The following is a 26,069-nucleotide window of genomic DNA, read 5'->3' as shown; positions in this document are numbered from 1 at the left end:
CAATTTCGTCCACTAATCGCCACGGTACACCCACCGCCCTCGCGCCGCCGCGAGGCGCCGCGCTATAACGGCAGGTGTGAGCAGCGCTTCCCGTCCCCCCGAGCCGTCAGCCGATTCCGCCGCGCCCGCCAGGGCGACCCGGCGGCGCGGCGAGGCGTTCACGCGCGCGCTGCACCAGGCCGTGCTGGAGGAGCTGGCGCTCACGAGCTTCGAGGAACTGGCCTTCGACAAGATCGCGGCGCGCGCGGGCACGGGGAAGTCGGCGCTGTACCGCCGCTGGTCCACGCCGAAGGAACTCCTGCTCGACGCGCTCTCCGACCCGGTCACCGGCTTCGGCACGCCCGTCGACCCGGACACGGGCTCGCTCCACGGGGACCTGACCGAGCTGCTCGGCAGCTTCGCGCGCGTACTCGACGAACCGCGCGGACAGGCCCTGCGCCCCCTCATGACGAAGCGCCCCCGGCACCCGGAACTCTTCGACGAGGTGCTCCGCCTGATCGTCCTGCCCCACGAACGCGTCCTGCTCGACATCCTCGGCAGGGCGGTCGACCGCGGAGAGGCCGACCCGCGCCGCGTGACCCGCAGGGTCGCCTCGGTGGGGCCGCGCATGATCGTCGCGGAGTCGATGCAGAAGGGGACGGTGGACGCGGCGGAGGTCGAGGCGATCATCAACGAGGTACTGCTGCCGCTGGCGGCCTCAAGGGGCTGAGGGGGGCGGGGGATTGGGTGCTCGGGCCCGCGCACGGGAACGCGCCGGCGCTCCGCGCACGGGAACGCGGTCGCGCTCCGTGCGGGTGGCGGGGTGGCGTGGGCGAGCCTGAGCGCCGCCGCGCCGCGCCGCGCCCCGCCCGGCCCCGGACACGTGACCAGCGCGGCTGGTCCGCCCACGAGCCGCTACCCGCCGAGGGCCTGCTGTCGGTGACGCCGCGGGCGGCGGCTGCCCGGCCGGTCGGGCTTCAGGGCTCGCACGTCCACCTCCTGAGCGCCCTGCTCACTGCATCATCTGGAGGTGCGGGTGGTCGGGGGACGCCGGGCAGACGTGGAGCTGGAGGGTGTAGCCGCCGCGGATGTCGACGAGGGTGGGGTCCGAGGGGTCGTCCGGACGGTCATGGGCCGGGTCCTCGGCGGGGCGCCAGCCCTCGGTGGCGTCGTCCCACTCGGAACTCGCGATCGTGAGGAGCGGGATCTGCTCGGTGCCGCAGGCGGGGCACACGCGGGGGTAGGGGTCGGTGAGGTCCCAGGTGGTCCAGCCGCCGGTCTTCCAGCCGGGGGCAGTCGACAGGCGCTCGGACCAGTACTCGTGCGGCTCCTCCGCACCTTCTTCGTCCCACCTCACCCCGGCGGCCTCCCAGCGGCTCTCGTCCGCCACCTCCCGCCGGGTCTCCTCGTCCATCTCCCTGATGCCGGGGTACTCGTTGACTTCCTCCGGGACCAGCACGCAGGGCTGGGGCAGGTAGCCCTCCTCCTCGACCACGGGTTCCGGCGGTGGGGAGCCGAGGAGGTCGGTGACGGTGGCGGAGTCGCGCCAGCGCAGGACCGTCCTGGGCTCTGAGCAGCCGTGGCCGCTGGGGCACCAGAGGACTTGGAGGAGGTCGGCGCCGATGGGGCGGGTGAGGAGCGGGGCGTCCCGCGCGTAGAGCTGGGCGACGGGCAGCATGGGGACGGGGCCGTCGAACCAGGGGCGGCCCTTGGTGAACCGCTCGGAGACCTCCCGCTCCTCGGGCAGGGCGAGGGGCGCGTGGCGGTCACGCAGCAGGCGGGCTTCTGATGCTGCGAGCACGCGGCGCAGCTCCCGTATGTCATCAAGGGAGTGCGGCACGTCGGCGGCCTCCTCCTCCGGGTGCGGTTCCGTGCAGTGCGGCCAGGGCTCGTCGGCGGGCCACAGGAGGGGCCCGCCGACGGAGCTGTCGTGCACGGTCGGCGAGCCGGGCCGGGGGTGCAGCCGGGTCGCCGTGCGCGCCAGCGGGGCCAACTGGGGGCAGAGCGCGGTGACGTCGAACGGCCGCGGTGGGGTGGTGAAAGGCATAACGGCTCCCGGGGGCGGGTGACTTGGGCGGTCGGTCACCGAGGTCGAGCGAGCCAGTGTCCCGCAGCGGGGCGGGCAACGGCCGAACGGCCGACGGCCGTAGGCTCCCAGCCGCCGACCTCCAGCCGCCAGCCGCCCGGCCCCCGCCCTCGGAGCGCCGGGTCGCCTCCCCGCCGTCCCCCGCCGCAGTGCGGCTCAGGCGGCGGACAAGGGGGCGTACGCCTTGAGGCGGAGCATTTCGGTGAGGCGGGTGGTGAAGCGGTGGGTGCGGAGCGCCGCGCCCGCCGTGGTGAGGGCGACCAGGGCGTACAGGACGGCGTTGAGGGAGAGTTCGCCGGGGTTCGTGAGGCTGTTCGAGATCCGGCCGACGGCGTTCCCGGCGAGCGTCATCACGAGGAAGAGGACCCACCACTCCCGTACGATCGCGTCCCCCGTGTCGGGCCAGCGGCTCTCGGAGGCGGGGGAGCGGGCCGCGTTCCAGATCTCGCTCGCCACGCGGCGCGGGAGCGCGAGGTTGGCGAAGGGGATGAACCACACGCCGATCGCCCAGCCCCGTCCCCGGGTGAACACGAGCGGTTCCATGCGCCCGGCCGCGCTCCTCGCGCTGCCGAACCACACGAGGAAGAGGACGGCCGCGAGGACGTAGACGACCCCCGTCAGAAGGCTCGTGAGATCCGCGTAGCGCTGCGCGTGGTTGAACGCGTCGACGTCCGCCTGCGAGGCGGTCGTCGCACCGATGCCGCCGGGTCCCCAGTCCACCGCGTGCGCGCGGACGTTGAGCGCGGCGGCGAACTGGAGCGCGTAGCCCGTGACGACGAGTGCCAGCCCGACGTGCACGGCGCGCAGCAGCCCGCCGGACGGCGGCTGTGCGGGCGGCAGTGAGTGCGGCGGCCGATGATGCGGAACGGTTGCGGACATGCGGAAGGACCCCCCCGGGTCAGGCGTGTGACGTGCCGCCGAACGGCGGTCGGCGCAGCTTATCGGGGGAGTTCGCGGAACGTCCACGGATATGTGTGCACGGTGAAGTATTCGTGAAGCGGAGTGCGGGCGGGTGGGGCTTCGCGGGCGGGGCGCGCCCCGGGAGGCGGCCGACTGGTGCCGCGCGGCGCAGTCGGGAGGCGGTTGGCCGGGCCCTGGGGTGCTCACTCCATGATTTGCAGGTGGGGGTGGTCCGGTGAGGCCGGGCAGACGTGGAGCTGGAGGGTGTAGCCGCCCCGGATGTCGACCAGGGTCGGTTCCGAGGGGTCGCCCGGGAGGTGTTGGGCCGGGTGGGCCGGGTCCTCGGCGGGGCGCCAGCTCACGCTGCCGTCGTCCCACTCGGAGCTCGCGATCGTGAGGAGCGGGATCTCCTCGGTGCCGCAGGTGGGGCAGTCGCGGGGCTCGGGGTCGGTGAGGCTCCAGAAGGTCCAGCCGCCGGTCTTCCAGCCGGGCGCGGTGGCGAGATTGCGGAAGTAGAAGTCCTGCGGGTCCTCCGCCTCGCCGTCGTCCCACTCCGCCCCGGTGGCCTCCCACCGGCTCTCGTCCGCCAGTTGGTCCTGGAGTTCCTCGTCCAGTTCCATGGTGCTGGGGTACTCCGTGACCTGCTCCGGCGTCAGCAGACAGGGCCTGGGCAGGTAGCCGTCCTTCTCGATCGCGGGCGGCTCGGGCGGGGCCTCCAGGACCTCGGTGACGGTGGCGGCGGAGCGCCAGAAGAGAGCGGTCCGGGGTTCCGAGACGCCGTGACCGCAGGGGCACCACAGGACCTGGAGGAGGTCGGTCCCGGCAGGTCGCGCCGGAAGTGGCACGTCCCGGGCGTAGAGCTGGGCCACCGGAAGCATGGGGACGGGCCCCTCGAACCACGGGCGGCCCCCGCCGTGCCGTCGCCAGACCTCGTCCTCCTCGGGCGTGCGCACGGGCGCCCGGCGATCGCGCAGCCGTCGCTCGGCGGATGCCGCGCGCACCCGGCGCAGAGCGCGGATGTCCTCCGCGGAGCGCGGAGTGTCCTCGGCGAGCGAGGCGTCGTGCGGCCCCTCGCAGTGGGGCCACGGCTCGTCGGCGGGCCACAGAAGGGGCCCGCCGACGGAGCTGTCGTGCACGGTCGGCGAGCCCGGCCGCGGGTGCAGCCGGGTCGCCGTGCGCGCCAGCGGAGCCAGCCCGGGGAAGAGTGCGACCGGATCGACCGGACGCGGTGGGGTCGTGAAACTCATCCTGGCTGCTCCTTGGGGCGCGAGTGCTGCCGCGCCGGTGAAGGGCGCGCAGCGAACGATCAGTTACCGAGGTTGAGCGTGCCGGTGTTCTCCAGGGTGTTGGTGACGTACACGTTGGGGAACAGCTGCTCCGACGGCCCGTTCGCTCGTTCGATGGTAGCGATCATCGTGACGCCCACCGGGATCGTGCTGGTCGCGTCCTTGTAGACAGGGGTCACCTGGTAGAAGATCGCGTCGTCCGGCCCCAGTGAGCGCCCGGCGTCGTCCGTCTCCCCCTTGACCAGCTTCTCCGCCATCGCCTCGTAGGTGCGCATGCTGGGGGTACCGGTGTTCATCCCTACCTGCCAGCAGGGGACGAGGTTGTACTGATTGCCCCTTCCGCCGATGACGTTGGGGACCAGGTGGCAGCGGGCCAGCTTGGTACCGGGCGACTGCGCCGTCCTGTACAGCTTCGCGTCCTGCCAGCCGGTGATGTCGCCACCGGCGGGCTTGCCCTTGACGTAGCCCAGCCCCACGCAGGCCTGAGCCCGGGTGGGGCGCTCCCCGGCCTTGCCGACCGGGTCGGTCGTCTTGTTGACGGCCTCGACCGGTTCGCTGGTGTTCAGAATCCAGCCGTCACCGCTCGGCACCCGGCCGTCCGGCAACGTCTCGTCCAGGCAGGATGCCTGCGGCCCACCGTCCGGCGTGCTGAGCGTGAGCTCGAACTGGTCGGCGTCGATGACCCGCTGGTCCGCGAAGCCCTCCGCGAGCTGCCCGGCGGCGAACTGCCTGTCGGCGTCCTTGACGTGGGCGCGGACGCACGGCCGGGAAGGGTCCGGGTCGCGGGCGTCGTTGAGGATGTACGTGTCCCACTCGCCGTGGCTGAGGTTGGGGATCACATCGACGCAGTCACTGCCCGCGCTGCCCCCTTCCTTGGTTTCGCCGAAGGGGAAGTCGCCGCAGGTGTCGTTGTCGAGCAGGTCCGTCTCCGGCGTGAAGCCCGCGCAGGTGGCGGCGGTCCGGGCTGAGGCGCCGCTCGTCGCGCGGGTCAGCGGCTTGCCCTTCGTTCCCCAGGCGCCGTCGAGGTTCTTCTGGGCCCAGTCGTAGGCGGCCACCGCGCCGCCCGGGTCGGAGGCGGTCGCCTTCAGCGGGACGACCGGCATGACGGAGGGGACGGCGCAGCCCGCGGGGGAGGTGCCCCCCACGGCGTTGTCGCAGCGGACCTTGCGGGGGTTGTCCCACGAGGCGTTCGGGTCGACGGCCGTCGCGCCCGGCGACGTCACGTACAGCTTGTACGAGGTGGTGAACTCGGCGGCGGCGCCCTGTGCTGGGGAGGAGGAGTACGCGACCGAGCCGGAGAGCGACTGGTCGAGGACCAGGTCGCCGCCGTACCACGGCGCGGTCTTCGTCGCCGTGCAGCCGGTGGAACAGGAGGCGCGCAGCTTGGCGTTGAGCGCCGTCACCTCGCCGCTCGCGGCGGTCATCCTGACGGTGACCTGCTCCTGCCAGGTGGTGGCGGCCTTCGGGAGCGTGGCGCTCGTGGCGACCTGGAGGGTGCCGCGGCCCAGCTCGGCGCCCTTGCTGTCGCGCAGGACGTAGAGGACGTTGATGCCGCTCACGCAGTACGAGAAGCGCTCGTAGCTGTAGGTGCCGGGCGCGGTGATCGCGCAATTCGCGTCCGCGAGCGGGGCGATGGCGCTGCGGGAGCGGGGAGCGGCCTGCGCGGGGCTCGCGCTCACACAGGCTTCGGTGGCGCCCGCGCGGCGCTCCCGGGAGCCGGCCGCGGTGGGGGTGCAGTGGGTGCCCGTGAGGCTGACCGCGCTGGTCTCGGGGGCGGCCCCGGTGCGGGTCGTGGCCCCGGCCGGGGAGGTGGTCGCCGCGGTCTGGCGCGTCGCGGTGCTCTCCGGCTGGGCGGCCTGGCTCGTGCCGACCGCGGTGGTCGTGAGCGTCAGCGCGGTCACGACGGCGAGGACGGCCGCGCGGGCGCGTCTCCTCGGCGGGCCCGCCTGGCGTATTCGGAAGGGGTGCTGGTGGCGCATGTGGGTGGGTGCTCCTTGAGTGGGGCATGGCGGTGGGCGGGATCACCCCCTCGCGGGGGTGGTCCCGCCCACCGCCGTACGGTCGTACGGGGCGTCAGGAGACGAGGTCGAACAATCCCTTGCCGATGCTGGAGATCTTGTCGCCCGCGACGTGGGTGATCTTGCTGACCGCGGGCACCACGGACTTGCCGAGGGCCTTCGTCGGGGTCAGCCACTTGCTCGCGCCGAAGGTCGCGAGGCTCAGCGTGCTGTTGAGCGCGGACGAGAAGAACTCACCGCTGGTGAAGCCGTGTTCGATGCCGGTGAAGACGCTGCTGATGACGCTCGCGCCCCCCGAGATCCCGGCGAAGACGGCGGCGGCGCCGAGCGCGGGCGGGAAGACCGTGCCCGCTAGCGTGCAACCGGCCGCGATGAAACCGGACCCGACGCTGACGACGTTGAACGCGTCGGCGTACCACTGGGCGTCGTTCCACCACTCGTCGGAGTCCCCGTGGCCCTTCGTGCCGTTCGGGTTGACCTGGTCGTTGCCGTTGTTGTCCGCGGGGTTCTGCTTGTTCTGCCGTTCCAGCTCGGCCCTCTCCTTGTCCTCCTTGGCCTTGCGGGCCAGTTCGTCCTTGTGCTTCTGCGCGGCGATCTGCTTCGCGGCCGAGTACGCGGCGGCGGCGGCCTTCGCGTCGGCGGACGCGGCCAGCTCGGAGGCGCGGGCGGCGGCGGCCGAGTTCTGCGCGGAGGCGGAGGAGGCGAGCGCGGAGCGCGCGGAGTCGATGGCCTTGTTCGCCGAGTAGTTCGCGGAGCGGGCGGCGCCGCGCGCGGTGGCGGCGGCGGCCTTCGCCGTGTCGGCGGACTTCTGCGCGTCGGCCGCCGCCTTGTCGGCGGCGTTCGCGTTGTCCCGGGCCTCCTGGGCGTAGTCCTCCGCCTTGGCGGCGGAGTCGAGCGCCTTCTGCGCCCACTCCTGGGCCTCGGCGGCTGCCTTGCGCGCGTCGGCCGCGGCCTTCGAGGCCGTGGCCGCGTCCGTCTGCGCGTTCTGGGCGATCTTCGCCGCGGCGGCGATCGCGCCGCGCACGGCGGCGACGTGCGTCGCGGTGTCGAAGTCGAGCTGGGCGGTGCGGTACCGCACGACGGTGATGAAGTTGCGCAGCACCCAGGCCGGGGCCTCCAACGCCACTTCGGCGTACGCCTTGGTGAACATGCCCCCGGTGAGAAGCAGTTCGTTGGCGAGGACCTGGTCGTCCTCCTTGACGGCGACCGGGTACACGTCGTCGAAGAAGCTGTTGAGCGCCTCGGTCGTGTTCTCGTCGAGCGCGTCGTTCCCGGCCTTCTTGACGGCCCTGCCCGGGTTGTCGTTGAGGATCTTGTTGATCGCGACGCGCAGTTCGTCGTCGGACGCCTTCTTCATGCCGCTCGTGAGGAAGTCGCCGATGGCCGTGTCCGTGGCGCTCGCGAGGGCCGCTGCCGCCGCCTCGGCGATCTTCGGCGCGGCGATCGTCGCGATGTGGGCGGTCGTCTCGCGGTCGTCCTGGGCCTGGGCGAGCGCCCGGTCGAGGTCGATCCAGGCGAAGATGTCGTCGTCGGAGCCCGCGAGGGCGTGCTGCGCGGACTGGCGGGTCCAGGCGCCCGAGGCGTCCAGCAGGTGGACGGCCGCCTGGCGGCCGGTGATCGCGGCGGTCTCCATGTCGCCCGAGTAGAGGGCCTGTTCGGCCTTGGCGATGAGGTCCTTGGTCTCCTGCGTCAGGCGCTCGGCGACGAGCCGCTTGCCCGCGAGGGTGGCCTGGTCCGTCGTCTCGATCTCGGAGAGGAGCCTGACCTCGTCGATCGCCTGCTGCTTGTCCTGCTCCAGCGTCTGCGCCTCGGCGGCGCGCGCGTTCTGCTCGACCTCGACGGCGTCGCTGACGGCCTTGGTCGCGACGTTCGCCGCCTTGACGGCCTCCGCCGCGTGCGCGGTGGACTTGTTGGCGTAGTCGACGGCCTTGCCCGCGTTCTTCACCGCCTCCTCGGCCGCCGCCGCGGCGGCGTCGGCGTGGTCGGCAGCCGAGTTGGCGGCGTCACGGGCCGTACGGGCGGCCTTCGCGGCGGCGGAGGCGAGGGCCTGCGCCGCGGAGGCCGCGTTGGTGGCGCGGTTCGCCGCGCTCGTGGCGATGGAGGCCTGGCGCTTCGCCTCGGCGGCCTCCGCCTGCGCCGCGCCCGCCGAGGCGGCGGCCTGCGCGGCGGCGTTCGCCGCCGCCGCCGAGTTCCGCGCCGCGGAGGCGGCCGACTTGCCCGCCGAGGCCGCGGCCTCGCCCGCGACGGCGGCCTTGTCGGCGGCCTTGGCGGCGGTACGGGCCTTGGCGGCGGCGTTCTTCGCGGCGACGGCGGCGTTCTTGGCCGCGGCCGTCTTGCCGGCGTCCTTGGACGCGGCTATCGCGGCGTTGTAGGCGAGCGCGGCGGCGCTGCCCGCCTTCGAGGCGGCCTGCGCGGCGCCGGTGGCCGCCCAGGAGGCGCGGCGCGAAGCCTGGACGGCGGCGTTCGAGGCGTTGATGGCATTGCGCGCGGCGTCGGCCGCGCCCTTGGCGGCGCTCGACGCCTTGCGGGCGGCGGTCGCCGACTTCTGCACGTCCTTCTGTGCCGCCGCGGCCTCGGCCGCCGCCTTCTCGGCCGCCTCCTTGGCCTTCTGCGCGGCCGTCTCCGCACGGGCCCCCGCCTCGACGGCGAGGTTGGTCTCGCTCTCGGCGCGCGCGCCCTCGCGCTCGACCAGGGCGACGAGTTCCTCGATGGTCGCCGACTCCTGGTCGCGGGCCCGCGCGATGTGCTGGCCGGTCTCGATGAACCACTCGACGTCGTCCGCCGAGCCGCTGAGCGCGCGGTCCGCGTACTTGCGCACCTCGGGGCCGCCCGTCGTCAGCATCGTGCTGACCTGGACGCGGGTGTCCTCCAGGCGCGCGGAGAACTGCTTGTCGGTGAGGAAGGCGCCGAGGACGGGGTCGGTGCCGCTGTCGAGCGCGGTGTTCGCGTCGCGTACCACCGCCCTGCCGCCGGTCGAGGCGACGGTGGCCGTGGCGACCTGGAGGTCTTCCACGATGGCCGGTACGAAGCCCTCCTTCAGGAACGCGGCGATGGCCGCGTCGCCCTCGTCCAGCGCGGCGACGGCGTCCCTGCGCAGCCCGCGGCCCGCCCGGTCGAGGCTCGCGACGATCGCGACCCGGTTGTCGTCCACGGTCTGCCGGGGGAGCGTCACGTCGAGGAAGGTGCGGATGTCCTCGTCCGTGCCGTGCAGGGCCTCGGCGGCGGCGGCCTTGACGCCCTTGCCGCCGGTCAGCCAGGCCCGTACGACCTTGGCGCGCTCGGTGTCGGGCAGCGGCACGGGATCGGGGCCGGCCGAGTCGTCGGCGAAGGCCGAGGCCGGGAGTACGGCCGTGGGGATCGCGGTGACGGCGGTCGCCGCGGCGAGCGCGCCGAGTACCCGGCGTCTGCTCCAGAAGGTGGTCTTCATGACGGGTTCCCTCGTTGAGAAAGCATGCGAAATCCGTCGGCCGCGTGGGCGGCGCGACGGGTGAATAGGGATGGGTGGGCGCGGATCGATGCGGACCCTATCAACTCCACATCGTGAATACAGAGAAAAGAATTAGGAAAGATGCGGGGGCCTTGCATGGAGTTATGGAATCGTCACCGCACCCCGTACAACCTTTTGCCGTCGTGGTGAACGTCACAGTTGAGGAGCCGTCAATGTCCGTCTTTGTGAACGGCATTGCGGTTGATCAGGCACTCCGTGCGTGCTGCCATGGCCACGCCCACGAGAGCAGCGAGGGCGGAAGAACCGACCGACTTATTCCGGTCCGAAACGGGGAGTGAAATGCGGAATTACCGCATGCCAGTTGTGAATGTGCGAAGAAATCGGGTCTTGCGGCGAATCGCGGGCACGGTGGCGGCGAGTGTTCTCACCGCGGGTGCCGTGGTGATCGGCACGCATGCGGGGCAGAGCGGGACGGTGGCGACGGCGGGCGTCGCCGACGCGGCCCCCGGCTACGCCGTGGAGGACTTCGCCTATCCGCAGGCGGACAAGATCCTGGCCGAGAAGGGCCTCGTCCTGAAGCGCGGCGACGGGCACATCACCCTCGCCGACTGCGCGAGCGGCACGGGCCAGCTGGAGCTGCTGGCCCGGAACAAGGGCGACAAGCTCTGCTTCGACGTCGTCGGCAACGAGGGCTTCCTGACGATGGAGATCCCCGCCGTCTACTCGGTGCGGGGCAACGACTACTCCACCACGGTCGACATGACGGTCGGCGACGAGGAGAAGTCGTTCCCGATCACCGAGAACACCTGGACCCCGGTGGGCGAGTCCGCGGACCCGGAGAACCGGGACTTCCTGCTCGTCGAGATCAGGACCTCCAAGTAGTCCCAGGCAGCCGCCCGCGAACCACGCCGCGGTCCGGTACGTCCCGGACGCGCGGTCCTCGCTCCAAGGAATCGATTCACCCATGACAGACAGAACCACGCGCGTGAGCGGACGCACCCGTCTCCTCGCGCAGGGCGCGGCAGCCCTCCTGGCCCTCCCCCTCGCGCTGAGCGCCGTGCCCGCCGCCGCCGTGACCGGCCCCGCGTCGGAGCCGTCCGACACGACGCACGCCTACACCGCGCGGCTCGTCGTCGGCTCCCACGACCGCGGCTGCTCCGGCGTGCTCGTCGACGCCGACTGGCTGCTCACCGCCGCGAGCTGCTTCGCCGACGACCCGGCCCAGAGCCTCTCCGTGCCCGCCGGGGCGCCCCGGAAGCCGGTGACGGCCACGATCGGCCGCACCGACCTCTCCTCGGCCTCGGGTGCCGAGCGCGAGATCGTCGAACTCGTGCCCCGTACGGACCGCGACGTCGTCCTCGCCCGCCTCAACCGGCCCGTGACCGACGTCGCCCCCGCGCCCCTGGCCACGACGGCCCCCGCCGCGGGCGAGGAGCTGAAGTTCGCCGGCTTCGGGCGGACGAAGGACGAGTGGGCGCCGCTCAGGCTCCACACCGCCGCCTACTCCGTCGACTCCGTGGACGCCACGAGCGCGAAGGTCACCGGCAAGGACGGCGCCGCCGCCTGCGCGGGCGACTCCGGCGGCCCCGTGCTGCGCGGCAGCGGCGCCTCCGCCCAGCTCGTCGCCCTCACCAGCCAGTCCTTCCAGGGCGGTTGCTTCGGCACCGACGAGGAACAGACGAGCACGGCGGGTGTCGCCGCGCGCGTCGACGACCTGAAGTCCTGGGTCGACGCCACGACCGGCGCCCCCGGGATCACCGACTTCAACGGTGACGGCGTCGAGGACATCGCGGTCGCCGACCCGAAGGCGACCGTGGGCGGCGACGCCGGAGCCGGTCTCGTACGGGTCGTTTACGGCGCCGACAAGGGCATCGCCCAGCTCGACCAGGACCTCGACTGGGTGCCCGGCGGCGCCGAGGCGAACGACGGCTTCGGCGGCGCCCTCGCCACCGTCGACTACAACGAGGACGGCTACACCGACCTCGTGGTGAGCACCCCCAACGAGGCTCTGGGCAGCGCGGCGGGCGCCGGTTTCGTCGACATCCTCTTCGGTGCCCCCGGCGGCCTCGGGACGGGCGCGGTCAAGGCCCAGCACCTGGAGCAGGGCGCGGGCACGGGTGCCCTCCTCTCCTCGACGCCCGAGACCAACGACCACATGGGCCAGGCCCTCGCGGCGGGCACCACGGCCGAAGGACGCCCCTGGCTCCTCATCGGCGTCCCGGGCGAGTCGATCGGCGACCTGGCCGCGGCGGGTATGGCGATCTACGTCTACGGCAACACCAGCCGCTCCCTCGCCCAGGACCTGCCGACCAACGTGCCCGGCGCCTCCGAGGCCGGCGACAAGTTCGGCGCCGCCGTCGCGGGCGACGAGAACTACTTCGCCATCGGCTCGCCCGGTGAGGCGATCGGCGCGAACACCAACTCCGGCACCGTGGCCCTCTTCAGCCACACCCTGGACGCGGACGGCAGGCCCACCGTCGTCGGCGGCATGGACCAGGACAACAGCGCCGTGAGCGGCGCCGCCGAGAAGGACGACGAGTTCGGCGCCTCGCTCGCCATGACCTCGTACCGCACCTCCGCCACCTCCGGCAGCGGCACCTCGATGCTGGCGATCGGCTCGCCGGGCGAGATGACCTCGGCCAACGGCACCCAGCGGGCCCAGGCGGGCCGGGCGATCCTGGTCAGGATCAACCCCGACAAGACGTGGACCTACCTCCACGAGCTGCGCCAGGGCGAGCCCGACGACACCGTGAGCGGCACCTCGGAGGTCGGCGACCGCATGGCCGAGAGCCTGAGCATCGTCAACACCGCGCCGCACGCCGTCGCCACGACGAGCACGCTGCTCGTCGCCGTCGGCATCCCGGGCGAGGCGCTCGGCACGGAGGCCAAGGCCGGGGCCGTGCAGGTCTTCTCGGCGCTCGGCGCCGCCGGTGACAACGACGTGTGGGTCGAGCCGGGCAACGGCCCGGGGCTGCCCGGCCCGTACAAGGCCAACCAGCGCGTCGGCGAGAGCATCCACTTCACCGGCACCCGCCTCTACGTCGGGATGCCCAACGGGCCGAGCGCGTACGGGGCGCTGCACGCCCTGCCGATCGGCAACGTCGTTCCCGGCGGCACCAAGGGGACGGTGACCACCTACCAGCCCGGCACCGGCGGACTGCCCGCCGCGGGCAAGGCGTTCGGCTCCGCCGCGCGCTGAGCCGCGGCCGGCCGACGAGGCGCGGGGAGGGACGGGGGAACCCGTCCGCCCCGCGCCTCGCGGGCGTCCCGGCCCCGCGCCACGACCGGCCGCCGCCACCCGCGCGGGCGGGTCAGAAAGGAGACACCAGCGTGCACAGGAGCGACGACTCCATTCCGGACGAGGAGTGGGACCGCTTCCTGCGGGACGCCGCCGCCGGAACCGGGGCGGCGGACGCGCCCAAGGAACCCTCGGCGCGGGCCCGGATGGTGACCCGCAGACTCCAGGGGCAGCCCCCGCCCGAGCCCCCGCGCGCCCACCGGCTCGCCGCGCCCGCTTCCGCGCCCCGGCGCAAGCCCTGGTTCACGATCGTCGTCGCCGCCCTCGTCGTCCTCGCGATCGTCGCCTTCGTGCCCGGCCCGCTGACCGGCCTCTTCCGGTCCGGGGGCGGCTCCGCCGGGCCGGCCGCCCCCCAGGGCCCCACCGTCCGCGAGCCGTTCCGCGACTCGCCCGCGGAGCACTGGGCCGAGGGCGCGGACGGCATCGAGGTCCCCGCGGCGCGGGCGACGGGCGGGATGAGCGCGGCCGAGGTCGGCCAGGCGCTCGGCAGGACGAAGGACTTCCTCGTCGGCACGAACCTGGACCCCGGCGTCCTGCGGGGGGAGCGCCCCACCGGGGCACTGCGCTTCCTCGACCCCCGGCAGCGAGCGGTACGGGAGTACGTCGACGACGCGTTCGGCACGCCGGGTGCGCCGGGCGGGGAGAACGACCCGCTGCGCCTCGCCACGCGCTTCGACCCCGCGCGCTTCGCCTTCGCGGGGGACGTCGTCAAGACGCGCGGCGGGATGACGTTCCGCGCGGCCGGGGGCGGCGGGATCGACGTGACGACGGACGTGACCTACGTGTACCCGGTGGTGCGTGCCTCCGGCGGCGGCGAGGTCGTGCGCACGATCGTGCGGCGCGCGGTGGTCCTGCGCTGGCGGGCCCCGGGGACGGCCGGAGCGGGGACGTTCCAGCTCGTGTCGTACGCGTCGGACGTCACGAACGGGGGGTGCGGGGACAGGAAGGGGTACTTCAGCCCCGAGTTCGGCGCCGAGCGCGCCACGGTGGCGCCCGACGACGGTGTCGTCATCGACCCGTACGACCGCGCGGGCACGGTCGACGGGCACGCGGGCACGGAGGACGAGTGCGCCTCGGCGGTCCGGTCCTGAGACGCGCGTCGGGCGGACCCCGCGCAGGGGTCCGCCCGAACGTGTCGCGTGAGGGGGAGGCTCAGAGGAGCCGGATCGCTCCCGAGGCCGGGTAGCCGGAGAGATCCTGGATGACGACGCCCTTGCCGGGGTTGGCGGCGTCGAGGTACTGGCCGTTCCCGATGTAGACGCCCACGTGGTACGCGGAGCCCGCGCCGCCCCAGTAGAGGAGGTCGCCCGGCTGCGCCGAGGAGACGGAGACCTGGGTGCCGGCCGTGGACTGCTCCTGCGAGGTGCGCGGGAGGTCGACACCGACCGAGCGGAACGCGGCCTGGGTCAGGCCCGAGCAGTCCCACGAGTGGGGGCCGGTGCCGCCCATGACGTACGCGTCGCCGACGTGCGACTTGAGGAAGGCGATGACGCTCGCGGCGGAACCGCTCGCGGGGGCCCCCGCCGACTGCGTCGAGGCGGTGGACGTACCGGAGCTCGTGGACGTGGACGCGGACGTGGACGGCGCGAGGGTCGTACGGGCGGCGGAGCGCGAGGCGGTCTCCCGCTCGGCGGCGCGCTTCGCGGCGGCCTCCTCGGCGGCCTTCTTCTTCGCCGCGGCCTTCTCCTCGGCCTTCTTCTCCGCCTGCTTGCGGTCGGCCTTCGCCTCCTTGGCGGCCTTCGCGACGGCGGCGTCCTGCTCGGCGCGCAGTTCGTAGCTCGTGGCCATCTGCTGCGTCGAGTCGGCGGCGGCGGCCATGGCGGCGGAGAGGTTGGCGGTGAGGGTCGGCATCTCGATGGTCTCGGTCACCGGTTCGGCGGCCGAGGCCGAACCCGTCGCACCGGCCACCGCGAGCGTGCCGAGCACGCCACTGGCGACGCCGGCACGCAGGGCGATGCGGGAGGCGCTCCGGCGGGGCTTCCGGTGGCTGGGTATCTGAGCGGTGTGGGGCATGGGACCTATCGCTATCAAGAGGCCGCCCACAGGTTCAACAAACGTGGGATGCGCCACTGTTGACCGCAAAACGGGCGAAAGGTGCGGGAGGGTTTTCGGTCTGATCGCCCATAGGGGGCGAAAGGGGCAGGCCCTGTCTGTGGTGATCATGGCCGTGATCCCGCTGTTTCCGCGATACGTCCCAATTGCCCCGCGCCTACCATCGGTCCCGCTTCGTGGCCAAGCCCCGCGTCCCAGGTCACGGGGCGGGAGTGGCGCAGGTCACGGAACGGTGTAGGCGGGCTGCGCGTCCGCGAGACGGGGGCGGCCGAAGGACCGCCGGTCGGCGGGACGGCGTCCGCCGACGGAGCCACCCACCGGCGAGACGGCGTCCGCCGGGGAGGCCGCCCGTCCGTGAGGGGGCGTCCGCCGACGAGTCCGCCGCCTCGCGTCCCCCCTCTCACCCCACGGTCAGGACGAGCTTGCCCGTCGTGCGGCCCGTCTCCCCCTGGGCGTGCGCGCGGGCGCCCTCGGCGAGCGGGAAGGTGCCGGAGACGTGGGCGCGCAGACGGCCGTCCGCCGCGAGCCCGGCGAGCGCGCGCATCCCCGCGTGGTCGTGCTCGACGAGCAGCGTGACGGCGCGGACCCCCGCCTTCTCCGCGGCGGCAGGGGTGTCCGGCGCGCCCGGCACGAGGGAGACGAGCACGCCCCCGGGCCGCAGCACGCCTGCGGAGCGCGTCGCCGTCTCGCCGCCGATCGGGTCGAGCACGACGTCGTAGGGCTCCTCCGCGGCGGTGAAGTCCTCCGTGCGGTAGTCGACGCAGGCGTCGGCGCCGAGCGCGCGCAGGAAGTCGTGCTTGGGTGCGCTCGCGGTCCCGGTGACGTGCGCGCCGCGCTCCTTGGCGAGTTGGACGGCGAGGTGCCCGACGCCACCGGCCGCCGCGTGGACGAGGACCCGCTGCCCGGCGCGGAGGGCGGCGGTGTCGACGAGGGCTTGCCAGGCGGTGAGCGCGGCGAGCGGCAGCGCCGCCGCCTGGACGTGGTCGATCCCGGCGGGCTTCGCGGCGAAGGCGCGCGCGGGGCCGGTCACGTACTCGGCGTGGGAACCGGCGCCGTGGGGATAGGGGAGCATCCCGAACACGTCGTCGCCGGGGCGGAAGAGGGTCACGCCGTAGCCGGTCGCGACGACCGTCCCCGAGACGTCCCAGCCGAGGGTGAAGGGCGGGGGCGGCAGGAAGAGGCGCTGCGAGCGGTGCTTGAAGTCCGTGGGGTTGAGCCCGGCCGCGCGCACGGCGACGAGGAGCTGCCCGGGTCCCGGGACGGGGCGCGGGACTTCGGTGAGGCGGAGCACGTCGGGGGTGCCGAGGGCGGTCTGGTGCAGGGCGAGCATCGTGGTGCTCCCCGGGGCGTCCGTGGTCGTCATGCCCCGATCCTGGCGGTACGGGCGGGGGCGGGGCCATGGCAGGAACGTCATCCCCCGATACATTCGTGCCATGTCTTGTGACCCGGACCTCCGGCTGAACCCGGCGCCCCGCCCCGGCGCCCACAAGGTCGTCGTGCTCGCGCTCGACGGCGTCTACCCCTTCGAGCTCGGCATCCCGCACCGGGTCCTGGGCTCGGCGGGCGGCCGGTACGAGGTGCTCTCGGCGAGCGTGGACGGCGGGCCCGTACGGACCGACGCGGACCTCACCGTCACCCCCGGGCACGGCCCGGAGGCCCTCGCCGGGGCGGACACGGTGATCATCCCGCCGCACGCGCTCTCCGCCGTCGGGGCGGACCCCGACCCGGCGGCGCTCGCCGCGCTCGCCCGCGTGCGGCCCGGGACGCGGCTCGTGTCCATCTGCACGGGGGCCTTCCTGCTGGCGGCGGCCGGGCTCCTGGACGGGCGCCGCGCCACGACGCACTGGGCGCTCACCGAGCACTTCCAGCGGCTCTTCCCCCGGGTCGAGTTCGACCCGAACGTGCTCTTCGTCGACCACGGCGACGTGCTGACCTCGGCGGGCGCGGCGAGCGGCGTGGACGTGTGCCTGCACCTGGTGCGGCGGGACCACGGCACCGAGGTCGCGAACCAGGTCGCCCGCTGCTGCGTCGTGCCGCCCTACCGGGACGGCGGCCAGGCGCAGTACGTGGAGCGCCCGCTGCCCCCGGCGAGCGAGGCCGGTACGGGGCCGACGCGGGACTGGGCGCTCGGACGGCTCGACCGGGCGCTGCCGCTGGACGAGCTGGCCGCCCACGCGGCGATGAGCGCCCGTACCTTCGCGCGGCGCTTCCAGGAGGAGACGGGCCTGAGCCCGGGGCGCTGGCTCACCCAGCAGCGGCTGCGCCGCGCGCGCCATCTGCTCGAATCGAGCGATCTCCCGGTGGAACGCGTCGCGCACGAGGTCGGTTTCGCCACGGCGACGTCGCTGCGGCGCCACCTGGCGGCGGACTCGGGCGTCACGCCCTCGACGTACCGGCGGACGTTCCGCGCGGCGGGGGCCTAGGCCCCGGGAGGCGCGGGAGGGGGCGGGGGCGGGCGCAACGCGGGGGCGGCGGTGGAGGGTCCGCGCGGCGGCGGCGGATGGTCGGCGGGTGGTCGGCGGGGGCCGGGGTTCCCCGAACGGCCCCACCCGCTCCCCGGCGCGGGTGATTCCCCCTTCGTGAACGCGTGCACGCGCGGCGGCCGTTCGGAGGAGCGGAAACGGGTGGGGAAAGGGGGACGGAGGAGGGGAAGGCGAATTCCCCCGGGCAAGTGCGGTGTTGTGGGGACTTTTCGGGCTCTTGGCGGCGACGGTTCCTATATCAAGAGATCGAGTCCAGCGCCAATTTGCTTGAGCCTACATCCTCTTGATAAGGCGAACCCTCCCCACCTGCGGAAACCGTCCGCACGCCTCACCGGAAGTGATCATTCCGCCGCGCGCTGTACGAAAGTCCGGGCATATGCGCGCTCATGATCAGCCGTCAGGTGGCGTAGATCACAAACGCGGGGGTGTACCCCGTGTCGCAGATCACAGAGAGGCGGGCATAGGATGCGGGGCAGTCAGGCTTGTGAACTGCCTCACATATTCGCGATCTTCGTCATCGGGACACGGAGAAGAGCGGGTGGGGAGCAGGCCCGGCGGCCCCGGGCGGCACAGCGGCGGCCCGGGGGGACCCGTGTACGCAGTCAGTGCCGACTGAGAGGAGCGAGGAGCGGTGAACGCTTATGCGCCCATCCTCGTACTGGGAGCCCTCGGGGCAGGCTTTGCGATCTTCTCCGTGGTCATGGCCACGCTTATCGGTCCAAAGCGTTACAACAGGGCGAAGCTCGAAGCCTATGAATGCGGAATCGAACCCACCCCCACGCCGGCCGGCGGCGGGCGATTCCCCATCAAGTACTACCTGACGGCGATGCTCTTCATCGTCTTCGACATCGAGATCGTCTTTCTCTACCCCTGGGCCGTGACCTTCGACGCCCTGGGCGTTTTCGGGCTCGTGGAGATGCTGCTCTTCGTGCTCACCGTCTTCGTCGCCTATGCGTACGTATGGCGGCGCGGCGGCCTGGAATGGGACTGAGACCCGCAGGGGACGACACGGTCTAAGGGGCCATCAATGGGACTCGAAGAGAAACTTCCGAGCGGATTTCTGCTCACCACCGTCGAACAGGCCGCGGGCTGGGTGCGCAAGTCGTCCATGTTCCCCGCGACGTTCGGGCTCGCGTGCTGCGCCATCGAGATGATGACGACGGGCGCGGGCCGCTACGACCTCGCGCGCTTCGGCATGGAGGTCTTCCGGGGCTCGCCCCGGCAGGCGGACCTGATGATCGTCGCGGGCCGGGTGAGCCAGAAGATGGCGCCCGTCCTGCGGCAGGTCTACGACCAGATGCCGAACCCCAAGTGGGTCATCTCCATGGGCGTGTGCGCCTCCTCGGGCGGCATGTTCAACAACTACGCGATCGTGCAGGGCGTGGACCACGTCGTTCCGGTCGACATCTACCTGCCCGGCTGCCCGCCCCGCCCCGAGATGCTGATCGACGCGATCCTCAAGCTGCACCAGAAGGTGCAGGGCACCAAGCTCGGCGTGAACGCGGAAGAAGCGGCCCGCGAGGCCGAGGAGGCCGCGCTCAAGGCGCTGCCCCTCATCGAGATGAAGGGGCTGCTGCGATGAGCGACCGTACGCCCGAGGACGCCGGTACGGGAGCGAGCCCCGCCCCCGCCGACCCGGCCCCCGCGAGCGCGCCCGCTCCCGAGGACGTACCCGCCGGGGCCGGGCCCGACAGCCCCGGCGCCGAGGGGCAGTTGCCCGCGCCCCGGGCGCGGGCCGACGAGGTCATCGCGGTCCGCCGGGGGATGTTCGGCGGCTCGCCGGGCGGTGACACGAGCGGGTACGGCGGGCTGGTGCGCACCGTGCGGCTGCCGGGGGCTTCGAGCCGCCCGTACGGCGGCTGGTTCGACGAGGTCGCCGACGAGCTGGAAGGCGCCCTGGAGGAACAGGGCCTGGTCCCCGAGAACGCGCTGTGGAAGACGGTCGTCGACCGCGGCGAGCTGACCTTCCACGTCGAGCGCGAGCACCTCGTCCAGGTCGCGCGGACGCTGCGCGACGACCCGGCGCTCCGCTTCGAGCTGTGCACCGGGGTGAGCGGGGTGCACTACCCGGGCGACAAGGGACGGGAGCTGCACGCCGTCTACCACCTGCGCTCGATCACCCACAACCGGCTCATCCGCGTCGAGGTGAGCGTGCCCGACGCGGACCGGCACCTGCCCTCGCTCGTCGCGCTCTACCCGACCAACGACTGGCACGAGCGCGAGACCTACGACTTCTTCGGGCTGATCTTCGACGGCCACCCGGCCCTCACGCGGATCATGATGCCCGACGACTGGCAGGGCTTCCCGCAGCGCAAGGACTACCCCCTGGGCGGCATCCCCGTGGAGTACAAGGGCGCCCAGATCCCGGCTCCCGACCAGCGGAGGTCGTACACATGAGCAGCACCACCACGCCGGGGTCCCGCAGGACCACCGAGGGGACGGTCTACACCGTCACCGGCGGCGACTGGGACGAGGTCGTCGAGGCTGCGGCCAAGGCCGACGACGAGCGCATCATCGTCAACATGGGCCCCCAGCACCCCTCCACGCACGGGGTGTTGCGGCTCATCCTGGAGATCGACGGCGAGACCGTCACCGAGGCCCGCTGCGGCATCGGCTATCTGCACACGGGCATCGAGAAGAACCTGGAGTTCCGCACCTGGACCCAGGGCACGACGTTCGTGACGCGGATGGACTACCTCACGCCGTTCTTCAACGAGACCGCGTACTGCCTCGGCGTCGAGCGCCTGCTCGGCATCGAGGACGACGTACCGGACCGCGCGAACATCGTCCGCGTCCTGCTCATGGAGCTGAACCGCATCTCCTCGCACCTCGTCGCCATCGCGACGGGCGGCATGGAGCTGGGCTCCACGACGATCATGATCTACGGCTTCCGCGACCGCGAACTGTGCCTCGACCTCTTCGAGTTGTTCACCGGCCTGCGCATGAACCACGCGTTCGTCCGCCCCGGCGGGCTCGCGCAGGACCTCCCGCCCGGCTCGCTCGACGCGCTCGCCGAGTTCGTGAAAACGATGCGGCACAACCTCACCGAGTACGACAAGCTCGCCACCGGGAACCCGATCTTCCGGGCCCGCATGAAGGATGTCGGCCACCTCGACCTCACCGGCTGCATGGCCCTCGGCGCGACCGGCCCCATCCTGCGCTCGGCCGGGCTCCCGCACGACCTGCGCAAGGCGCAGCCGTACTGCGGCTACGAGACGTACGACTTCGACATCCCGACCGACGACGGCTGCGACTCCTACGGGCGCTTCCTCATCCGCATGGCCGAGATGCGCGAGTCGCTGCGCATCATCGAGCAGTGCGCGGAGCGCCTGCGGCAGCCCGGCCCGGTCATGGTCGCGGACAAGAAGATCGCCTGGCCCGCCCAGCTCGCCCAGGGGCCCGACGGGATCGGCAACTCGCTCGACCACATCAGGGAGATCATGGGCACCTCCATGGAGGCCCTGATCCACCACTTCAAGCTCGTCACCGAGGGCTTCCGGGTCCCGCCCGGACAGGCTTACGCGGCCGTCGAGTCCGCGAAGGGCGAACTCGGCGCGCACGTCGTGTCGGACGGCGGCACCCGCCCCTTCCGGGTCCACTTCCGCGACCCGTCCTTCACCAACCTTCAGGCCATGGCAGCGATGTGCGAGGGCGGCCAGGTCGCCGACGTCATCGTGGCCGTCGCCTCCATCGACCCCGTGATGGGAGGAGTCGACCGGTGACCGACGTCAGTCTGGGGATGCCGCAGCTCCCCGCGCCCGACTACCCGCCCGAGGTCCGCGCGCGCCTGGAGGCGGACGCGGCCGAGATCATCTCCCGCTACCCGGGGGCCCGTTCGGCGTTGCTGCCGCTGCTCCACCTCGTGCAGTCCGAGGAAGGACACGTCACGCGGACCGGAATGGCCTTCTGCGCACAGCAGTTGGGGCTCACCACCGCCGAGGTGAACGCGGTCGCGACCTTCTACACGATGTACCGGCGCAAGCCCTCGGGCGACTACCAGGTCGGGGTCTGCACCAACACGCTGTGCGCGGTGATGGGCGGCGACGCGATCTTCGAGACGCTCCAGGAGCACCTGGCCGTCGGCAACGACGAGACGACCGAGGACGGCAAGGTCACGCTGGAGCACATCGAGTGCAACGCGGCCTGCGACTTCGCGCCCGTCGTGATGGTGAACTGGGAGTTCTTCGACAACCAGACACCCGAGTCGGCCGTCCGGCTCGTCGACGACCTGCGCGCCGGGCGCGAGGTCGAGCCGACCCGGGGCGCGCCGCTGTGCACCTTCAAGGAGACCGCGCGCATCCTCGCCGGCTTCCCCGACCAGCGCGAGGGCGCGGTCGCCGCGAGCGGCGGCGCGGGAGCCGCCTCGCTCGTCGGGCTGCGGTACGCCAAGGGCGAGAACCCGCAGCCGCGCGTCGTCCACCCCCGCCCGGTGAGCGGGGAGCCCGAGGACGACGCGCCCGCGCACGGCACCGGCGGCCAGTCGCCGAGCGCCCACCCCAGTTCGCACGACGCGCCGCAGGAGACCTCGGCGTCCGATCCCGCCCACCCGGCGGGACCCACCGCAGAGGAGGGGGAGTGATGACCGTGGCAGCCGAAGACGCGGGGAACGCGGGCGACGCGGGGAGCAAGGGGAGCGCCGGCCCCGGCGACTTCCTCGCCCCCGTCCTCTCCGCCTCCTGGGATCAGCCCGAGTCGTGGACGCTCGACACGTACCGCCGCTGCGACGACGGGTACGAGGGCCTCAAGAAGGCGCTCGCGATGAGCCCGGACGACCTCATCGCCTACGTCAAGGACGCGGGCCTGCGGGGCAGGGGCGGCGCCGGGTTCCCGACCGGGATGAAGTGGCAGTTCATCCCGCAGGGCGACGGAAAGCCGCACTACCTCGTCGTCAACGCGGACGAGTCGGAGCCCGGGACGTGCAAGGACATCCCGCTCCTCTTCGCCAATCCGCACGCCCTCATCGAGGGCATCGTCATCGCGTGCTACGCCATCCGCTCCTCGCACGCCTTCATCTACCTCCGCGGTGAAGTCGTCCCCGTGCTGCGCCGCCTGCACGAGGCCGTGCGCGAGGCGTACGCCGCCGGGTACCTCGGCGAGAACATCCTCGGCAGCGGCATCGACCTGGAGCTGACCGTGCACGCGGGCGCGGGCGCGTACATCTGCGGCGAGGAGACCGCGCTCCTCGACTCCCTCGAAGGCAGGCGCGGACAGCCCCGGCTCCGGCCGCCCTTCCCGGCCGTCGAGGGCCTGTACGCCTGCCCCACTGTCGTGAACAACGTCGAATCCATCGCCTCGGTTCCCGCGATCCTGAACCGGGGCAAGGAGTGGTTCCGCTCGATGGGCAGCGAGAAGTCCCCCGGCTTCACGCTGTACTCGCTCAGCGGGCACGTCGCCAGTCCGGGCCAGTACGAGGCCCCGCTCGGCATCACGCTGCGGCAACTCCTCGACCTCAGTGGCGGGATGCGCCCCGGGCACCGCCTCAAGTTCTGGACCCCTGGCGGCAGTTCGACGCCGATGTTCACCGAGGAGCACCTCGACGTCCCCCTCGACTACGAGGGCGTCGGCGCCGCCGGGTCCATGCTCGGCACCAAGGCGCTCCAGTGCTTCGACGAGACGACGTGCGTCGTGCGCGCCGTGACGCGCTGGACCGAGTTCTACGCGCACGAGTCCTGCGGAAAGTGCACCCCCTGCCGCGAAGGCACCTACTGGCTCGTGCAGTTGCTCCGCGACATCGAGGCGGGCAAGGGCCGCGCCGACGACCTCGACAAGCTCCTCGACATCGCCGACAACATCAACGGCAAGTCCTTCTGCGCCCTCGGCGACGGCGCCGCCTCGCCGATCGCGTCCTCGCTCAAGTACTTCCGCGAGGAGTACGAGGCCCACCTCGACGGCAAGGGCTGCCCCTTCGACCCCGCCAAGTCCACGCTCTGGGCGGACAAGCGTGACACGCACCTGGAGGTGACCGCATGACCGTGACGACAGGCGCGCCCGCTTCGGGTGCCCCCGCCGCGCCCCCGCCCGAGGACCTGGTCACCCTGACCATCGACGGCGCCGAGATCTCCGTGCCCAAGGGCACCCTCGTGATCCGCGCCGCCGAGGAACTCGGCATCGAGATCCCCCGCTTCTGCGACCACCCGCTGCTCGACCCCGCCGGGGCCTGCCGCCAGTGCATCGTGGAAGTGGAGGGCCAGCGCAAGCCGATGGCCTCGTGCACCATCACGTGCACCGAGGGGATGGTCGTCAAGACGCAGCTCACCTCGCCCGTCGCCACCAAGGCGCAGCACGGCGTGATGGAACTGCTCCTGATCAACCACCCCCTCGACTGCCCCGTGTGCGACAAGGGCGGCGAGTGCCCGCTCCAGAACCAGGCGCTCTCGCACGGCAACGCGGAATCCCGCTTCGAGGGCAAGAAGCGCACGTACGAGAAGCCCGTTCCGATCTCCGCGCAGGTCCTCCTGGACCGCGAGCGGTGCGTGCTGTGCGCGCGGTGCACGCGGTTCTCGAACCAGATCGCCGGGGACCCGATGATCGAGCTGATCGAGCGCGGGGCGCTCCAGCAGGTCGGCACCGGCGACGGCGACCCCTTCGAGTCGTACTTCTCCGGCAACACCATCCAGATCTGCCCGGTCGGCGCGCTCACCTCGGCCGCGTACCGCTTCCGCTCGCGGCCCTTCGACCTCACGTCGAGCCCGAGCGTGTGCGAGCACTGCGCGGGCGGCTGCGCGACCCGCACCGACCACCGGCGCGGCAAGGTCATGCGGCGGCTCGCCGCGAACGACCCCGAGGTCAACGAGGAATGGCTGTGCGACAAGGGCCGCTTCGGCTTCCGGTACGCGCAGCAGACCGACCGCCTCACCAACCCGCTCGTGCGCGACGCGGAGAGCGGTGAACTGCGCGTCGTCTCCTGGCCGGAGGCCCTCGAAGCCGCCGCCGCCGGGCTCGCGGGCGCGCGGGGGCGGGCCGGAATCCTCACCGGGGGCCGGCTCACCGTCGAGGACGCCTACGCGTACAGCAAGTTCGCGCGCGTCGCGCTCGGCACCAACGACATCGACTTCCGCGCCCGCGCGCACAGCGCGGAGGAGGCCGACTTCCTCGCCGCGCACGTCGCGGGGCGCGGCGCCGACCTCGACGGCACGGGCGTCACGTACCGCCTCCTCGAAGAGGCGCCCGCCGTGCTGCTCGCCGGGATCGAGGCCGAGGAGGAGGCCGCGGGGGTCTTCCTGCGGCTTCGCAAGGCCTGGCGCAAGCACGGCCAGCGCGTCTTCTCGCTCGCGACGCACGCCACCCGCGGCCTCACCAAGGCGGGCGGCACGCTCCTTCCCGCGGCGCCGGGCACCGAGACCGAGTGGCTCGACGCGCTCGCGGGCGGCGTCGGGCTGGAGGACCTCGGCCGCGAGGCGCTCGAAGCGCTGCGCGCCGAGGGCTCCGTGATCGTCGTCGGCGAACGCCTCGCGACCGTCCCCGGCGCGCTGACCGCCGCCGTACGGACCGCGACCGCGACCGGCGCCGACCTCGTGTGGATTCCGCGCAGGGCGGGGGAGCGCGGCGCCCTGGAGGCCGGGGCGCTGCCCTCGGTCCTCCCGGGCGGGCGCCCCGCGACCGACCCGCGCGCCCGTTCCGAGGTCGCGCGCACGTGGGGGCTCGCCGAACTGCCCTCGCGGTACGGGCGCGACACCGCGCAGATCGTGCGCGCGGCCAGGGACGGCGAGATCGGCGCCCTGCTTGTCGCGGGCGTCGAACTCGGCGACCTGCCCGAGCCCGCGGTGGCCGCAGAGGCGCTGGACCGCGTCGGCTTCCTCGTGAGCCTGGAGCAGCGCCCGAGCGACGTGACGCGCCGCGCGGACGTCGTACTCCCCGTCGCCGCCGTCGCCGAGAAGGCGGGCACCTTCCTCAACTGGGAGGGCAGGGCGCGGATGTTCGAAGCCGCGCTCAAGCCCGACCAGATGACCAGGCGCCTCGCCCCGACCGACGCGCGCGCCCTCCAGATGCTCGCCGACGCGATGGACGTCCACCTCGGCCTGCCCGACCTCGCCGCCGCGCGCCGCGAGCTCGACGCGCTCGGCGCCGCCGAGATCCCGGCCAGGGCCCGCTTCGACGCGCGGCCCACCGGCACCCCCGTACCGCAGCCGCGACCCGCGGCCGGGGAGGCCGTGCTCGCCGGGCACCGGCTGCTCCTGGACCGGGGGCGGCTCCAGGAGGGCGACCAGGCGCTCGCCGCGACGCGGCACGCCGCCGTCGCCCGGCTCTCGGCCGCGACCGCGATCGAGGCGGGCGTCGCCGAGGGCGAGGTCCTGGAGGTCTCGGGGCCCGCGGGGACGACGGCGCTGCCGCTCGTCGTGACCGAGGCGATGCCCGACCGGGTGGTGTGGCTGCCGCTCAACTCGGTGGGCGAGGGCGTGGCGGCCGACACGGGCGCCGCGGTCGGCTCGCTCGTACGGATCGGGCCCGCACGGCCCGTACCGGAGCCGGAGGCCACGTCGTGACCGGCCGCTTCGTGAACTGTCAGCACACCGGAGGTG

19 protein-coding genes are annotated in these 26,069 nt (G+C 73.0%); 12 read left to right on the top strand and 7 right to left on the bottom strand.

From position 1 onward, the window contains the following. Positions 1 to 76: 76 nt before the first annotated feature. Positions 77 to 709 (top strand): TetR/AcrR family transcriptional regulator, encoded by a 633-nt coding sequence (locus tag STTU_RS12765; RefSeq protein ID WP_007823363.1) that lies wholly within the window; start codon positions 77 to 79, stop codon positions 707 to 709. Between the two features lie 282 nt (positions 710 to 991). Here STTU_RS12765 and STTU_RS12760 read toward each other — a convergent pair whose 3' ends face one another. The 5 genes from STTU_RS12760 to STTU_RS12740 form a co-directional block, all read right to left on the bottom strand. Further along, positions 992 to 2,026, bottom strand: a complete 1,035-nt coding sequence (locus tag STTU_RS12760; RefSeq protein ID WP_007823361.1) for a hypothetical protein — start codon at positions 2,024 to 2,026, stop codon at positions 992 to 994. A 195-nt stretch (positions 2,027 to 2,221) separates the two neighbouring features. Next, a complete protein-coding gene (locus tag STTU_RS12755) occupies positions 2,222 to 2,944 on the bottom strand; it encodes a DUF4328 domain-containing protein (RefSeq protein ID WP_007823359.1) in 723 nt (240 codons plus the stop codon). A 224-nt stretch (positions 2,945 to 3,168) separates the two neighbouring features. After that, positions 3,169 to 4,212, bottom strand: a complete 1,044-nt coding sequence (locus STTU_RS12750; RefSeq protein WP_007823357.1) for a hypothetical protein — start codon at positions 4,210 to 4,212, stop codon at positions 3,169 to 3,171. Positions 4,213 to 4,271: 59 nt separating this feature from the next. Continuing rightward, the gene (locus STTU_RS12745) at positions 4,272 to 6,230 is read right to left on the bottom strand and encodes a DNA/RNA non-specific endonuclease (protein ID WP_007823351.1); all 1,959 of its coding nucleotides are present in this window, start codon (positions 6,228 to 6,230) and stop codon (positions 4,272 to 4,274) included. A gap of 94 nt (positions 6,231 to 6,324) precedes the next feature. Next, entirely contained in the window at positions 6,325 to 9,696 is a 3,372-nt protein-coding gene (locus tag STTU_RS12740; protein WP_007823349.1) for an ALF repeat-containing protein, read from the bottom strand. A gap of 459 nt (positions 9,697 to 10,155) precedes the next feature. Here STTU_RS12740 and STTU_RS12735 point away from each other — a divergent pair, with 459 nt between their 5' ends. From STTU_RS12735 to STTU_RS12725, 3 genes are all read left to right on the top strand, one after another. Further along, the gene (locus STTU_RS12735) at positions 10,156 to 10,599 is read left to right on the top strand and encodes a hypothetical protein (RefSeq protein ID WP_007823348.1); all 444 of its coding nucleotides are present in this window, start codon (positions 10,156 to 10,158) and stop codon (positions 10,597 to 10,599) included. An 82-nt stretch (positions 10,600 to 10,681) separates the two neighbouring features. Next, complete coding sequence (locus tag STTU_RS12730; RefSeq protein ID WP_420713549.1) at positions 10,682 to 12,916, top strand: trypsin-like serine protease; 2,235 nt, start codon at positions 10,682 to 10,684, stop codon at positions 12,914 to 12,916. Between the two features lie 131 nt (positions 12,917 to 13,047). Then, positions 13,048 to 14,106 carry a hypothetical protein gene (locus STTU_RS12725; protein WP_007823343.1) on the top strand — a complete coding sequence of 353 codons (1,059 nt, stop codon included), beginning with the start codon at positions 13,048 to 13,050 and terminating at the stop codon, positions 14,104 to 14,106. 61 nt (positions 14,107 to 14,167) lie between these two features. Here the strand turns inward: STTU_RS12725 and STTU_RS12720 are convergent, their stop codons facing one another. Together STTU_RS12720 and STTU_RS12715 are read right to left on the bottom strand one after the other, a co-directional pair. Further along, positions 14,168 to 15,028 (bottom strand): C40 family peptidase, encoded by an 861-nt coding sequence (locus STTU_RS12720; protein ID WP_043255020.1) that lies wholly within the window; start codon positions 15,026 to 15,028, stop codon positions 14,168 to 14,170. 439 nt (positions 15,029 to 15,467) lie between these two features. Next, positions 15,468 to 16,430 (bottom strand): NADP-dependent oxidoreductase, encoded by a 963-nt coding sequence (locus STTU_RS12715; protein ID WP_043255018.1) that lies wholly within the window; start codon positions 16,428 to 16,430, stop codon positions 15,468 to 15,470. A 70-nt stretch (positions 16,431 to 16,500) separates the two neighbouring features. On the opposite strand from STTU_RS12715, the gene STTU_RS12710 reads away from it, so the two are divergent. From STTU_RS12710 to STTU_RS12675, 8 genes are all read left to right on the top strand, one after another. After that, positions 16,501 to 17,490, top strand: coding sequence for a GlxA family transcriptional regulator (locus STTU_RS12710; RefSeq protein WP_086021139.1), 990 nt, complete (start codon positions 16,501 to 16,503; stop codon positions 17,488 to 17,490). A gap of 691 nt (positions 17,491 to 18,181) precedes the next feature. Next, positions 18,182 to 18,541, top strand: coding sequence for an NADH-quinone oxidoreductase subunit A (locus STTU_RS12705; RefSeq protein WP_007383963.1), 360 nt, complete (start codon positions 18,182 to 18,184; stop codon positions 18,539 to 18,541). A 36-nt stretch (positions 18,542 to 18,577) separates the two neighbouring features. Then, a complete protein-coding gene (locus STTU_RS12700; protein WP_007823336.1) occupies positions 18,578 to 19,132 on the top strand; it encodes a NuoB/complex I 20 kDa subunit family protein in 555 nt (184 codons plus the stop codon). Continuing rightward, the gene (locus tag STTU_RS12695) at positions 19,129 to 19,947 is read left to right on the top strand and encodes an NADH-quinone oxidoreductase subunit C (protein ID WP_037933036.1); all 819 of its coding nucleotides are present in this window, start codon (positions 19,129 to 19,131) and stop codon (positions 19,945 to 19,947) included. Before STTU_RS12700 ends, STTU_RS12695 begins: the two co-directional genes overlap by 4 nt. Continuing rightward, entirely contained in the window at positions 19,944 to 21,272 is a 1,329-nt protein-coding gene (locus STTU_RS12690) for an NADH-quinone oxidoreductase subunit D (protein ID WP_043255017.1), read from the top strand. Before STTU_RS12695 ends, STTU_RS12690 begins: the two co-directional genes overlap by 4 nt. 17 nt (positions 21,273 to 21,289) lie before the next feature. Beyond that, entirely contained in the window at positions 21,290 to 22,129 is an 840-nt protein-coding gene (nuoE, locus tag STTU_RS12685) for an NADH-quinone oxidoreductase subunit NuoE (RefSeq protein ID WP_007823330.1), read from the top strand. Continuing rightward, a complete protein-coding gene (nuoF, locus tag STTU_RS12680; protein ID WP_007823328.1) occupies positions 22,129 to 23,520 on the top strand; it encodes an NADH-quinone oxidoreductase subunit NuoF in 1,392 nt (463 codons plus the stop codon). Before nuoE ends, nuoF begins: the two co-directional genes overlap by 1 nt. Then, positions 23,517 to 26,033, top strand: a complete 2,517-nt coding sequence (locus tag STTU_RS12675; protein ID WP_043255015.1) for an NADH-quinone oxidoreductase subunit G — start codon at positions 23,517 to 23,519, stop codon at positions 26,031 to 26,033. Before nuoF ends, STTU_RS12675 begins: the two co-directional genes overlap by 4 nt. Positions 26,034 to 26,069: the final 36 nt, after the last annotated feature.

It is taken from the genome of Streptomyces sp. Tu6071, assembly GCF_000213055.1.
In the GTDB taxonomy this organism is placed as follows: Bacteria; Actinomycetota; Actinomycetes; order Streptomycetales; family Streptomycetaceae; genus Streptomyces; species Streptomyces evansiae.
Note: the sequence above shows the minus strand (reverse complement) of the source record. Positions and strands in the feature narration are given on the sequence as shown.

Excerpts from the sequence above, each read along its gene's own strand:
- STTU_RS12755 (WP_007823359.1), bottom strand. The coding sequence starts at position 2,944 with ATGTCCGCAACCGTTCCGCATCATCGGCCGCCGCACTCACTGCCGCCC.
- STTU_RS12740 (WP_007823349.1), bottom strand. The coding sequence starts at position 9,696 with ATGAAGACCACCTTCTGGAGCAGACGCCGGGTACTCGGCGCGCTCGCC.
- STTU_RS12690 (WP_043255017.1), top strand. The coding sequence starts at position 19,944 with ATGAGCAGCACCACCACGCCGGGGTCCCGCAGGACCACCGAGGGGACG.
- STTU_RS12710 (WP_086021139.1), top strand. The coding sequence starts at position 16,501 with ATGTCTTGTGACCCGGACCTCCGGCTGAACCCGGCGCCCCGCCCCGGC.
- nuoF (WP_007823328.1), top strand. The coding sequence starts at position 22,129 with ATGACCGTGGCAGCCGAAGACGCGGGGAACGCGGGCGACGCGGGGAGC.
- STTU_RS12675 (WP_043255015.1), top strand. The coding sequence starts at position 23,517 with ATGACCGTGACGACAGGCGCGCCCGCTTCGGGTGCCCCCGCCGCGCCC.
- STTU_RS12750 (WP_007823357.1), bottom strand. The coding sequence starts at position 4,212 with ATGAGTTTCACGACCCCACCGCGTCCGGTCGATCCGGTCGCACTCTTC.
- STTU_RS12730 (WP_420713549.1), top strand. The coding sequence starts at position 10,682 with ATGACAGACAGAACCACGCGCGTGAGCGGACGCACCCGTCTCCTCGCG.
- STTU_RS12760 (WP_007823361.1), bottom strand. The coding sequence starts at position 2,026 with ATGCCTTTCACCACCCCACCGCGGCCGTTCGACGTCACCGCGCTCTGC.
- STTU_RS12720 (WP_043255020.1), bottom strand. The coding sequence starts at position 15,028 with ATGCCCCACACCGCTCAGATACCCAGCCACCGGAAGCCCCGCCGGAGC.
- STTU_RS12745 (WP_007823351.1), bottom strand. The coding sequence starts at position 6,230 with ATGCGCCACCAGCACCCCTTCCGAATACGCCAGGCGGGCCCGCCGAGG.
- STTU_RS12695 (WP_037933036.1), top strand. The coding sequence starts at position 19,129 with ATGAGCGACCGTACGCCCGAGGACGCCGGTACGGGAGCGAGCCCCGCC.
- STTU_RS12715 (WP_043255018.1), bottom strand. The coding sequence starts at position 16,430 with ATGACGACCACGGACGCCCCGGGGAGCACCACGATGCTCGCCCTGCAC.
- STTU_RS12700 (WP_007823336.1), top strand. The coding sequence starts at position 18,578 with ATGGGACTCGAAGAGAAACTTCCGAGCGGATTTCTGCTCACCACCGTC.
- nuoE (WP_007823330.1), top strand. The coding sequence starts at position 21,290 with ATGCCGCAGCTCCCCGCGCCCGACTACCCGCCCGAGGTCCGCGCGCGC.